Here is a 12,286-nt window from a genome sequence, read left to right as displayed (position 1 = left end):
TTGAAGGAGATCATCCAGACCTCCTGGCCAATGGCTTGCAACGGAGACATCACCATGAAAATGGCACTGCAGAACAACCGCACCGGCAATACTCGCCGCCGTCTGGTTGGCCCGTCGATCCTCGCGCTCACCCTGTTCAGCGTGCTTGGCACCGCCCACGCGCAAACGACCGCCGCCGCGCAACCCGCCGCAACCAGTGCCGACGCCACTTACACGACACCCTCGCCGTTCGGCCCGTTGAAGCATGTCAACGCCGGACTGCTGAACGTGGCGTACGCCGAAACCGGTCCGGCCGAGGGTCCGGTGGTGATTCTTCTGCACGGCTGGCCGTACGACATTCACAGCTATGACGAAGTGGCACCGTTGCTCGCGGCCAAGGGTTACCGGGTGCTGATGCCGTATGCACGGGGTTATGGCGACACACACTTCCTGTCTGAGAAAACCGTTCGCAACGGCCAGCCGGCCGCGCTGGCCAGTGATGTCATCGACTTCATGGATGCCCTGAAAATCAAACAAGCGGTGCTTGGCGGTTATGACTGGGGCGCGCGTTCGGCCGACATTGTCTCGGCACTGTGGCCGGAACGGGTCAAGGCGCTGGTCTCGGTCAGCGGTTATCTGATCGGCAACCAGGCGGCCGGCCAAAACCCGCTGCCGCCCAAGGCTGAATTGCAGTGGTGGTATCAGTTCTACTTCGCCACCGACCGCGGCCGTGCCGGCTACGAGAAAAACACCCATGATTTCGCCAAGCTGATCTGGCAACTGGCTTCGCCGAAGTGGGCGTTCGACGATGCCACCTTCGACCGAAGCGCCAAGGCGCTGGACAACCCTGATCATGTCGACATCACCGTGTTCAACTACCGCTGGCGCCTGGGGCTGGTACAGGGCGAAAGCCAATATGACGCCCTGGAACAGAAACTGGCGACAGCGCCGTCCATCAGCGTGCCGACCATCACCCTGGAAGGCGACGCCAACGGCGCACCACACCCTAACCCGGACGACTACGCCAAGCGGTTTACCGGCAAATATCAGTTCCGCCTGATCAGCGGCGGCATTGGCCACAACCTGCCGCAGGAAGATCCGAAGGCCTTTGCCAAGGCTGTGATTGACGCGGATCACCTTTGAGCCGGGGCGCTGGTTGCGGATGTTTACCCTGCGCAATCAGCGCTTTATTTGAAGAAATGACTGGGCGTCTTGCCGAACTGTTTCTTGAACATGGTCGTGAATGCGCTGGGGCTGTCGTAGCCCAGCTCACCGGCGATGTCGATGATCTTCTCCCCGACCGCGATGCGCTCCAGCGCCAGCAGCAACCGCGCTTGCTGGCGCCACTGCCCGAAGGTCATCCCGGTGTCCTTGTGAAACAGGCGCTGGATGGTTTTCCCGTCGAGGCTGAGCCGGGCGCTCCAGTGCGCCAATGTCGATCCATCACCCGGATCACGCTGCAAGGCCGAACAAATGGCGTTGATACGTTGATCCGTCGGCTGAGGCAGGTGCAAAGGCAAGGTGGGCAGAATCCTCAGTTCATCGAGGATCAGGCGCATGACGCGGCCCTCGCGCGAGTCCTGGTCGTAGGGCGGCGCCACATTGACAGACACCTTGATCAACTCACTCAGCAGCGCAGAAATGCTCACCGCTCGAGGCTCGGTTGGCAAGTCTGGAAACAGCTCGGGACGCACGAACACGCTGCGCATCTTCAACGGCCCCACACAGCGAATCGAGTGAATGTGCCCGCTCGGCATCCAGATGCCACGGCTTGGCGGCACGGTCCACTGGCTCAATCCTGAATGCACGACCATCACGCCCTCGATCGCGTAGATCAATTGATGCGCTTCATGGGAGTGAGGTTCGATCACCCAGCTTTCCGGGTAGTCGGTCGCGCTGCTGCTGACTGCGCAGGCTCGCCCGTCGATCTCTCTGAGGAATTCATCCAGCGGCTTCAACACCATGCCCTTTTTGCGATAGTGGATTCCCGAATTGCGCGAGACAGGCAATCCGGCGAAACCTAGCATAGCGCTCAACCCCGAAATGGGTAGCGCTTTTGGCGCCCCGCTGTGCGTTTTTGTCTGGAAGACCGCCCATGTCCATCAGCACCACCGCTTCCCCCGCCGCCACCGCTTCGGTGGCCAGTCAAGCCAGCCCTCTGGTGATGCGCGTGATCGGCGCCTGTGCCCTCGCGCATCTGATCAACGACCTGATTCAGGCCGTGCTGCCGTCGATCTACCCGATGCTCAAGGCCACTTACGGCCTGACTTTCACCCAGGTTGGCCTGATCACCCTGACCTTCCAGCTCACCGCTTCGCTGCTGCAACCGTGGGTCGGTTACTACACCGACCGTCATCCCAAGCCGTGGCTGTTACCGGCCGGCATGGTCTGCACCCTGATCGGCATTCTCATGCTGTCGATGGTCGGCAGTTTCCCGGCGATTCTGTTGGCTTCGGCGCTGGTGGGTATTGGCTCGTCGACGTTCCACCCCGAGACGTCTCGCGTTGCGCGCCTGGCCTCGGGCGGTCGCTATGGTTTTGCTCAGTCGACGTTCCAGGTCGGTGGTAACGCCGGCAGTGCATTCGGCCCGTTGCTGGCAGCCGCGATCGTGATTCCCTACGGTCAGGGGCACGTCGCCTGGTTCGGCCTGTTCGCGGTGTTTGCCATACTCGTGCAATACGGTTTGAGCCGCTGGTATCGCAACCACCTGAACCTGTTCAAGCTCAAGCAAGGCACCAAGGCCACCCACGGTCTGTCCAAAGGACGGGTGACGTTCGCCCTGGTGGTGCTGGCAATGCTGGTGTTCTCCAAGTATTTCTACATGGCCAGTTTCACCAGTTACTTCACCTTCTACCTGATCGAAAAGTTCGACCTGTCGGTCGCCAGTTCGCAGTTGTACCTGTTCCTGTTTCTCGGCGCCGTGGCTGCCGGCACGTTCTTCGGCGGCCCGATCGGCGACCGGATCGGTCGCAAGCAAGTGATCTGGTTTTCCATTCTGGGCGCTGCGCCCTTCACCCTCGCCCTTCCCTATGTCGACCTGTTCTGGACGGGCGTGCTGAGCATGATCATCGGTTTCATCCTCGCCTCGGCGTTCTCGGCGATCGTGGTCTTCGCCCAGGAACTGGTGCCGGGTAACGTTGGCATGATCGCGGGCGTATTCTTCGGTCTGATGTTCGGCTTTGGCGGCATCGGCGCCGCGCTGCTCGGGCACCTGGCGGATATCCACGGCATCGAATACGTGTATACGCTGTGTTCGTTCCTGCCGCTGCTGGGGATCCTGACTATCCTGCTTCCGTCGACCAAAGGGGTTTAGTCCTCGCAGGTCTTCTCGAAAAATGAACGGAGCCTTCTTAATTATTCAGTTTTGGAAAAACTCACTCGAGACTACCTTGGCGCCAGGTTTGGCAGGCACGGCTTCAATCGCCCCGTGACCACGCGCCAGCGGTTGTCATTTTAGAATTACTCGAGGTAAGTCCCATGTCTGAACACACCCTGGCTGTGCACGCCCCTTACAACGGCGCCGTCGTCGGTCACGTGGCGGTTTCCACCGAGGCCGATCTCGAGCACGCGATGAGCATCGCCCACGGCCTGTTCCGTGACCGCAGCCAGTGGTTGTCCAAGCCTCGGCGTATTGAGATCTTGCAGCGCGCCGCCGAGCTGATCGCTGCACGCAAGGTCGAGATCGCCACCCAGGCCGCCAGCGAAGGTGGCAAGCCGCTGAAGGACTCGATCACCGAAGTCGAACGTGGCATCGACGGCATCCTCAACTGCATCGAAGTGCTGCGCACCGAGGGCGGTCATGTGATTCCGATGGGGCTGAACGCCACGTCGGCCAACCGTGTGGCCTTCACTCAGTACGAACCGCTCGGCGTGGTGGCGGCCGTCTCGGCGTTCAACCACCCGTTCAACCTGATCGTGCATCAGGTGGTGCCGGCCATCGCCGTGAGTGCGCCAGTGGTCGTCAAACCGGCGGCCAACACACCGCTGAGTTGCCGGACGCTGCTCGACATCCTCACCGAAGCCGGTCTGCCTGACGGTTGGGCGCAGATGGTATTGCCAACCGACAACGCCATCACCGGCAAGTTGGTGTCCGATCCACGAGTGGGTTTCTTCAGCTTCATCGGTTCGGCGGCGGTGGGCTGGATGCTGCGCTCGACTCTCGCACCTGGCACTCGCTGCGCGCTGGAACACGGCGGCGTGGCGCCGGTGATCCTGGCGGCGGACGCCGACCTCGACGATGCCTTGCCGCGCATCGCCCGTGGCGGCTTCTGGCACGCGGGCCAGGCCTGCGTGAGCGTGCAACGGATTTTCTGCCATCGCAGCATCGCCGAGCAGGTCGCCGAACGCCTGGGCCAAATGGGCGACGCCATGGTCGTCGGGGACCCGACCGATGCGCGTACCGATGTCGGCCCGCTGATCGCTGAACGTGAAGTAAACCGCGTGGGCCAATGGGTGGATGACGCCGTCGCCGGTGGCGCGCGTTTGATCGCCGGTGGCCGCGCACTCGGCAACAGCTGCTATGCGCCCACCGTGCTGCTCAATCCGTCCATTGATTCCAATGTGATGCAAAAGGAAGTGTTCGGACCGGTAGTTGCCGTCTACGCCTATGACGATCTGGCTGACGCAATCCAGTTGGCCAACGCCCTGCCCTATGCTTTCCAGGCGGCGGTATTCACCCGGGATCTGGACACGGCGATGCAGTGCTATCAGGACCTCGACGCCACGGCGGTGATGGTCAACGAGAACACGCTGTTCCGTGTCGACTGGATGCCGTTCGCCGGCGCGCGCCTGTCCGGGCATGGCGTGGGCGGCATTCCTCACACCATGAAGGAAATGCAGGTCGAGAAGATGATGGTCTGGCGCTCTCGGGCGGTGCGTGGCTGAAAGACCGCTCAGAGGTTTGCCGCCAATGGCGATGGCGCCGGGAAAGAGAGCCGCTACACTTTTCTGGCTCCGTCGCCGCTGCACGAGCGGCCAAACCCTCGTCTCCTGATCTGGAGGTCTTCCATGAGCGACAATACCGAACTCAAGACATTCACCGGTTGGGCCGCAACGGCGGCCGGTGCGCCACTGGAGCGTTACAGCTACGATCCCGGCCCCTTGGGTGAAGAAGAAGTAGAAGTCGCCGTGGAATATTGCGGCGTCTGTCACTCCGACCAATCGCTGATCGATAACGACTGGGGCATCAGCCAGTACCCGTTTATTCCCGGCCACGAGGTCGTCGGCCGCATCGTCCGGGTGGGCGCGCAGGTGCGCGGTCTCGAAATGGGGCAACGGGTGGGCATCGGCTGGTACAAGGGCAGCTGCATGCATTGCTCGTCCTGCATCGAAGGCTCGCACAACCTGTGCCGCACGGCCCAACCCACCATCATCGGCAGCAACGGTGGCTTCGCCGACCGGTTGCGCTCGCATTGGGCCTGGGCTCTGCCGATACCTGAAGGACTCGATCCGGCGTTGGCCGGCCCGCTGTTTTGCGCAGGTTCCACCGTGTTCAACCCGCTGGTGGAATTCGGCATCAAACCGACCGATCGGGTCGGCGTGGTGGGCATCGGCGGCCTCGGTCACCTGGCGCTGCGCTTCCTCAATGCCTGGGGCTGCGAAGTCACCGCGTTCACCTCATCGCTGAGCAAACAGGACGAAGCCAAACGCCTGGGCGCGCACAAGGTCATCGCCTCGACCGACAGCAACGCATTGAAAGCCATTGCCGGCACCCTGGACTTCCTGTTGGTCACCGCCAACGCCAATCTCGACTGGACGACCATCCTCGCCACCCTGCGCGGCAAGGGTCGCCTGCATTTTGTCGGCATCGTGCCCAGTGCAATCCCGGTGCACGTGTTCGACCTGATTCCGCAACAAAAAACCCTGTCCGCCTCACCGGTCGGCTCGCCGAGCAACACGGCGACCATGCTGGAGTTCTGCGCACGTCATCAGATCGTGCCGCAGGTCGAGATGTTTCCCATGAGCCGCATCAACGAAGCCATCGATCATCTGCGCAGTGGCAAGGCGCGTTATCGCGTGGTGTTGGATGCCAGCAAGTGACAGAGCAGACAGTGAGTTCTCAAAGATCTCACTGGCGCGCCGAGCAGCAGGCTACTTGGTTGATTGAACCACCGCCTGAAGCTGTTTCAGCAAATCATCAGCGCTCTTGCCGTCCGATTCTTTCTTGTCGAACCAACTGGTGCCGTTCTGCAAAATCTCGGCGAGGATCGGGAAGTACAGCTGCTTCTTCTTCGCCAGTTCCACCGGGTCAGCGGCAGTGGCTTGGTCAAGTGCAGTCTGGATGGTCGAACGTTGGGTCAGCCATTGCGGCGTGGATTTTTCTTCCGGGCTCATGTTGTCCAGGAAGTTCAGGGCTGCCTTGGCGCGACCGACCGGGTCGTTGGCGAACGGATCTCGCCAGTTCTTCTTCTGGTCTTCCGGGCCGACGTAGTAGCCCGTCGCGAGCTGCGCCTGCTGGCGCATCAGTTCCTGGGCCGTGGCCTGTTCTTCCTTGGTGAACTGGCCGCCTTCATTGGTGGAAATCGCGTACAGCGAACGCCGATCCAGATCGCCCATCAGCGCATTGCGATCCTCAACGTTCTTGTTGTCGTACGGCTTGCCGCTGTCTTTCATCAGCGCGTATTTTTCATCCATGCGCTTGCGGGCATCGATGGCCACGTCGGCAAAGGTTTTATCCTTGGAACTGGAAATCGCCCCAGGCTTGGCCACACCCAGAATCAACGCGTCGGCGTTCATTCCCGGGCGTACCGGAAAATACGGCGCGTTGCTGGCGATGGAAGCGCTGTAGTCGGTGGCCGTGCCGGAAAAACTCACCGAGTCGTCATTCTGCGAATTGCCAGCTGCCTGATCGCTGTCGGCCACTTTGCCTTGGCCATCTGCCCTGGTATTGGCGGCAGAAGAATAGGCAGCGATCAATGCGCTGGATGATGACGAGGATGAGTTAACGTTCATGCTGCTTCCTGGTAAGTGAGGCTGGATGATGGCAAACCGCCGCCTAATCTACTGGCGTTGGCCTCGTAAATAAACCACCGTCGTGACAACTGTGTGTCGCTTCGCGCGATACCGTTGGCGAACAGGCAAGCACTCAATGGAACTGACGTTGAACCAAGAGAGGAGTTGACCCATGCGCATCGCCTTGCTGTCCGACATTCACCTGTCCGTCAATGCGATTCCGTTTCCCGATGTGGATGCCGATATCGTCGTCCTCGCTGGCGACATTTCGCGCCCCGCTGCCGCCATTGAGTGGGCCAAGGCCTGCCCCGCGCCGATCGTATACGTGGCTGGCAACCACGAGTTTTACGGCAGCGACCTGATCTCGACCTACGAGCAATTGCACACGCTGTCACAAGGCACACAGATTCAGGTGCTGGAGCGCTCGGAACATGTCCACGACGGTGTGCGGTTCCTGGGGTGCACCCTGTGGTCCGACTATCGGCTGTACGAGGATGCGCACGAACGGGCCCATGGTATCGACCTGGCAACGGCGCTGGTGCGGGATTTCAGCCGCATCAGAATCTCCCCCGATTTCGAAGACCTGTTCAGCCCGGCGGTGTCCCAGCTTGTGTTTTTGCAGACCGTCGCCTGGCTGGAAGACTGCTTTGCCCGCGACAGCACCACGCCCACGGTGGTGATTTCGCATTTCGCACCGACCCGTTCGAGCATCAGTCCGATGTTTGCCACTTCACCGATCAACTCGAGTTTTGTTTCCGACCTCGAAGAGCGGATCAGGAAATGGCAGCCGGCCCTGTGGCTGCACGGGCATACCCACGGCAGCTTTGACTACCGGGTGGGCGATACCCGCGTGGTGTGCAACGCCCGAGGTTATGCCAAAGATGGCGTCAACGAGAATCCCGAATTCAATGGCGCATTGGTAATTGAGCTGGCGGTTTGAAGCCCGCCGTACGGGAGTTTTCGCCTATACCAAAGCGTTAGTTTCAAACACCCATGTCTGGTGGTCAGTGCCCTGCTTTGCCCATAAATTTCCCTCAACCGGGGAAATGCCTCGGGCCGTGCATGCGTTATCTCCAGAACTCACATGAGTGTTGAAAAATGACTGACGAGAAAAGCGGAACCTCACGTCGTGGCCTAATCACGACCGGTGCCATGGCAGCAGCCCTGGCGGTGACCCTACCTGCGCTGGCAGCGCAGCAAACCAAGGCACAGACGCCCGCGTCCACCGCAGGCAAAAGCGACGGCAATGCCAGTGGTTCGGGGATGATCACCGTCAAGGACGGCACGCAGATTTTCTACAAGGACTGGGGCAGCGGCCAGCCGATCGTGTTCCACCATGGCTGGCCCCTTTCCAGTGACGACTGGGACGCGCAAATGCTGTTTTTCCTCAGCAAGGGCTTCCGTGTCATCGCCCACGATCGCCGTGGCCATGGCCGCTCGTCGCAGACCGCTGTCGGCAACGAAATGGACACCTACGCCGCCGACGTCGCTGAATTGATGGCGCACCTGAACATCAAGAACGCCGTACACGTCGGCCACTCCACCGGCGGCGGTGAAGTGGCACGCTATGTGGCGCGTCATGGTCGCGGCCGCGTGGCCAAAGCGGTGCTGATCGGTGCCGTACCGCCGATCATGCTGCGCACCGCGAACAATCCGGGCGGCATTCCAATGGACGTCTTCGATGGCTTGCGCAAAGCCGTGGCGGACAACCGTACGCAGTTTTATCGCGATTTTCCGAGCGGGCCGTTCTACGGTTTCAATCGCCCAGGCGCGAAAGTCTCCGAAGCGATCATCGACAACTGGTGGCGCCAGGGCATGAACGGCGGCGCCAAGGCGCAGTACGACTGCATCAAGGCCTTCTCGGAAACCGACTTCACCGATGACCTGAAAAACATCGACGTGCCGACTTTGGTGCTGCACGGCGAAGACGACCAGATCGTACCGATCGCCGACTCGGCGCACCTGTCGATCAAACTGCTCAGGCACGGCACGCTGAAAACCTACCCGGGCCTGCCCCATGGCCTGTGCACGACCCATGGTGAGCTGATCAACGCGGACCTCCTGGCGTTCATCAAAGCTTGATTTCCTTGGGCTGCGACTGCACTGCAAGAGCCGACTCATGATGAACGTCATGGGCGGCTTCCCGTGCGCCAAGACAAGGTGCCTGGCGCTCTGGGCAACCACACTCGCGATTTTCGTGGTCGATACCCTCACAGAACTCGATATCGCGGTGGCGGTGTTGTACGTCCTGGTCATCATGATGGCCATGGACTCGTGCTCGATTCGCGGGTTGCGCCGGGTTGCACTGACCTGCGCGGTGCTGACGACCGCCGCGTTCTGCTTTTCCCATCTCGATCATCCGTTCAGCGCCGCGCTGGCCCGCTGCCTCGTTAGCCTGACAGCCATTGGCATTGCCACCTGGCTGGCCTTGAAAAACCGCCGCACCAGCGATGAACTACAGGAACAATTCAGTTTGCTAGCCCATACCCGTGATGTCGAAGCGCAGCTGCACCGTGCGCAAATCGAACTCGCTCATATCAGTCGAAATACCACGATGGACGAGCTGGCAGCGTCCATCGCCCACGAAGTGAGTCAACCCTTGGCCGCGATCACTTCCAGTGCCGAAGCGGCCCAGCGCTGGCTTGACCGCCCCAGTCCCGACCTCAAGGAAGCCGGGGCCGCCATCGACCGGGCGGCCAGTAACGCGCGCCGCGCGGCCGAGGTGATCAAGCGTATTCGCGACCTGACTCGCAAAAGCGATTCGCACTACGAAGAAGTGGATCTAAAATCGGTAGTAGCGGACTCGCTCGCCCTGCTTGACCGGGAAATCCAGAGTCATCAGGTGCGATTGTCGTGCACGTTCGAACACCCGTCGCCCACGGTATCGGGCGACCGAATCCAGCTCCAGCAGGTAGTGATCAACCTGATCATGAACAGCCTGCAGGCCATGAGTGGCCACAACGACTTGCCCGGGGAGCTGCACGTGCGAATACAGGCGAAAGAGAGTCAAGCGGTGGTGGAGGTACGCGATAACGGCCCAGGGATTGACCAGAATCACCTTGCGCTGCTGTTTGATGCGTTTTTCACGACCAAAGAAGATGGCATGGGGATCGGATTGTCCATCTGCCGCTCAATCATCGAGTTGCATGGTGGATGCATCAGGGTAGACAGTCAGCCCAACCACGGCGCGACCTTCTCGTTCTCCCTGCCAGCTTCGACAACGGATACCCAACCATGGACATAGCGCCACGCTTCATCATCCATGAGACTGCCCACTGGGTACTCAATCACCACATGACGACCAAGCTGCCCGGCTATCTGGTGCTGGGGACGCGGCACCCGGTGCGTTCGTTGTCAGACCTGCCCGAAGGCGCGTTGGTCGAGATGGGCGTGCTGCTCGCCAAAGTGCAGAAAACCCTGCAATCGGAGGTGCAGCCGAAGTGGCTCTACATCAGCCGATTCGGCCACGACCCGCGCTTCCCGATCCACTTTCACTTCATCCCGGTGTACCACTGGGTCGAAGAACTGTTCTGGCAGGATGAACGTTATCGGCTGCTGAGAAACTTCGGCGCGGCCAGCCCTCAGACGCAGACCGATGGCGCGGAAATGACCCTGTTCATCTGGCGTGAATTTGGCGAAAGTCCGGAGCCGCCGAGCATTCAGGGGCCGTCGATCGAGGACATCATCGACCGCCTGCGGGTGGCGTTTGGCACGCAGGAAAATTACCTTTTGGTAAGGAACGCTCACGCTAAAGCCTGACGGTTCTATACGTGCGTATGGTATCGAACGCGCTGCGTCGAAAGGCACACTGATTCTCCGGGCGATCTGACCCAGGCAATCGGAGAATGGCCATGACAACGCAACCGAACCTAACCATCCAGAACGATGGAATACATCAGAAAAGCAACGGTCAACACGACACCTCACTCGGCGCAAGGTCGGGGCTCGAGGAGTTGGTGCCTTCGCGCTATGCGGTGCAGGTCGGTGAAATCGACGTGCTGGTGATCAGCGATGGCGTGCTGCCGCTGCCCACCACGACGATGTCCACCAACGCCGACCCGGCGGCCCGCGCGGCCTGGTTCAAGGACATGTTCCTGGGGCCGGACTCGTTCGATTGGGCACTGAACGTGCTGGTGATTCGCAGCGGCGACCAGACCATCCTCGTCGACGCTGGACTGGGCGGGCAGTTCCCCGGCTTTCCCCGCGCCGGGCAGTTTCCCAAGCGACTGGAGGCCGCCGGTATCGACCTGGGGTCCGTGACCGACGTGGTGATTACCCACATGCACATGGACCATATCGGCGGGCTGCTCGTCGACGAAGTGAAGAACCGGCTGCGTCCGGACGTGCGAATCCACGTGGCGGCGACCGAGGTCGAGTTCTGGAAGTCACCCGATTTTTCCCTCACTTCCATGCCGTCGCCGGTGCCGGACGTCCTGCGGGCAACCGCCAATGAATTCATGAAAGAATTCCACAGCAAGCTGCGCACCTTCGAAGATGAATACGAGGTGGCACCGGGCGTGGTCGCCAGACTCACCGGCGGCCATACCCCGGGGCATTGCGTGGTCTACGTGACATCCGGTGGCGAACGGTTGACCTTCGCCGGCGACGCCCTGTTTCCGGTCGCCTTCGAACACCCCGACTGGCACAACGGCTTTGAACATGACCCCGAGGAATCGATGCGCGTTCGGGTTCGCCTGATGCAAGAAGCGGCGGCAAGCGGTGAGCTGTTTGTCGCCACTCACCTGCCATTCCCCTCCGTTGGCCGCGTGGCCGTCGACGGTAATGCGTTTCGCTGGGTCGCGGCCTTCTGGGATTACTGATCGCCGCCTGGACGGCGAACTCGCGTTTGATGATCGATGTTGTACCAGGCCGTCTAGACTAATCAGCGCACACTCGAAAACACACCTTTAGCACTCTGGATTCAGGGGAAACGCGATGACGAGCTTGAACTCGCATCAATGCTCGTCATGGCTCCTCCCTGCCCTGCTCGCCATCAACCTGGCGCTGATCGTCGGCTGTGCAGGCAAATCAGCCACACCTCGCTATACGGCCTCGAACGCAGGCTCGGCCTGCTACGCAAAGGCCCTGCCCACTGTCGGTGAAGGTGGCCTCGCCTGGGGCGACACCTTGAACATGGCTCGGCAGAAATCCCTGACCAATTGCGCACGCTATGCGGGGCGATCCGGCGGCACGCCAAGTACCTGCAAGGTAGTGCTGGCAGAATGTAAGCACTGATAAACGGTTTTTCGTTTGTGCGCCGTTTTTGCATTTCCGTGCGACACATCCCGTTACAGAGGCTCCCGCATCACGCCCTCATGGTGTTAGTTTGGAAATGTTTCTGATTGAACGATCAGAT

The 12,286-nt window shown here is 60.7% G+C and carries 12 protein-coding genes; 10 read left to right on the top strand and 2 right to left on the bottom strand.

From position 1 onward, the window contains the following. The first annotated feature begins 54 nt into the window (after positions 1-54). Positions 55-1,122 carry an alpha/beta fold hydrolase gene (locus ACNYC6_RS28360; RefSeq protein ID WP_419710198.1) on the top strand — a complete coding sequence of 356 codons (1,068 nt, stop codon included), beginning with the start codon at positions 55-57 and terminating at the stop codon, positions 1,120-1,122. A gap of 44 nt (positions 1,123-1,166) precedes the next feature. Here ACNYC6_RS28360 and ACNYC6_RS28355 read toward each other — a convergent pair whose 3' ends face one another. Beyond that, positions 1,167-1,988: an AraC family transcriptional regulator gene (locus tag ACNYC6_RS28355; protein WP_419713030.1), complete on the bottom strand. Its 822-nt coding sequence runs from the start codon at positions 1,986-1,988 to the stop codon at positions 1,167-1,169. An 86-nt stretch (positions 1,989-2,074) separates the two neighbouring features. On the opposite strand from ACNYC6_RS28355, the gene ACNYC6_RS28350 reads away from it, so the two are divergent. From ACNYC6_RS28350 to ahr, 3 genes are all read left to right on the top strand, one after another. Then, positions 2,075-3,292 carry an MFS transporter gene (locus ACNYC6_RS28350; RefSeq protein WP_419710197.1) on the top strand — a complete coding sequence of 406 codons (1,218 nt, stop codon included), beginning with the start codon at positions 2,075-2,077 and terminating at the stop codon, positions 3,290-3,292. 164 nt (positions 3,293-3,456) lie between these two features. Then, a complete protein-coding gene (locus ACNYC6_RS28345; RefSeq protein ID WP_419710196.1) occupies positions 3,457-4,863 on the top strand; it encodes an aldehyde dehydrogenase family protein in 1,407 nt (468 codons plus the stop codon). Positions 4,864-4,986: 123 nt separating this feature from the next. Continuing rightward, positions 4,987-6,018, top strand: coding sequence for an NADPH-dependent aldehyde reductase Ahr (gene ahr, locus ACNYC6_RS28340; protein ID WP_419710195.1), 1,032 nt, complete (start codon positions 4,987-4,989; stop codon positions 6,016-6,018). A 51-nt stretch (positions 6,019-6,069) separates the two neighbouring features. Here the strand turns inward: ahr and ACNYC6_RS28335 are convergent, their stop codons facing one another. Further along, positions 6,070-6,930 carry a hypothetical protein gene (locus tag ACNYC6_RS28335; RefSeq protein WP_419710194.1) on the bottom strand — a complete coding sequence of 287 codons (861 nt, stop codon included), beginning with the start codon at positions 6,928-6,930 and terminating at the stop codon, positions 6,070-6,072. Between the two features lie 172 nt (positions 6,931-7,102). Here ACNYC6_RS28335 and ACNYC6_RS28330 point away from each other — a divergent pair, with 172 nt between their 5' ends. From ACNYC6_RS28330 to ACNYC6_RS28305, 6 genes are all read left to right on the top strand, one after another. Beyond that, a complete protein-coding gene (locus tag ACNYC6_RS28330) occupies positions 7,103-7,870 on the top strand; it encodes a metallophosphoesterase (protein ID WP_419710193.1) in 768 nt (255 codons plus the stop codon). Between the two features lie 323 nt (positions 7,871-8,193). Continuing rightward, complete coding sequence (locus ACNYC6_RS28325; RefSeq protein WP_419713029.1) at positions 8,194-9,012, top strand: alpha/beta fold hydrolase; 819 nt, start codon at positions 8,194-8,196, stop codon at positions 9,010-9,012. Between the two features lie 37 nt (positions 9,013-9,049). Next, positions 9,050-10,174: a sensor histidine kinase gene (locus tag ACNYC6_RS28320; protein ID WP_419710192.1), complete on the top strand. Its 1,125-nt coding sequence runs from the start codon at positions 9,050-9,052 to the stop codon at positions 10,172-10,174. Next, complete coding sequence (locus ACNYC6_RS28315) at positions 10,165-10,689, top strand: HIT family protein (RefSeq protein ID WP_419710191.1); 525 nt, start codon at positions 10,165-10,167, stop codon at positions 10,687-10,689. The genes ACNYC6_RS28320 and ACNYC6_RS28315 overlap by 10 nt, the downstream gene beginning before the upstream one ends. Positions 10,690-10,781: 92 nt before the next feature. Then, on the top strand, positions 10,782-11,750 hold the full coding sequence (locus ACNYC6_RS28310) for an MBL fold metallo-hydrolase (protein WP_419710190.1): 969 nt from the start codon (positions 10,782-10,784) through the stop codon (positions 11,748-11,750). A gap of 115 nt (positions 11,751-11,865) precedes the next feature. After that, on the top strand, positions 11,866-12,165 hold the full coding sequence (locus ACNYC6_RS28305) for a hypothetical protein (RefSeq protein ID WP_419710189.1): 300 nt from the start codon (positions 11,866-11,868) through the stop codon (positions 12,163-12,165). Positions 12,166-12,286 lie beyond the last annotated feature (121 nt).

Origin of the sequence: Pseudomonas sp. NFX224 (assembly GCF_048565165.1) — a bacterium.
In the GTDB taxonomy this organism is placed as follows: domain Bacteria; phylum Pseudomonadota; class Gammaproteobacteria; order Pseudomonadales; family Pseudomonadaceae; genus Aquipseudomonas.
This window is presented reverse-complemented; position numbering and strand designations above follow the sequence as displayed.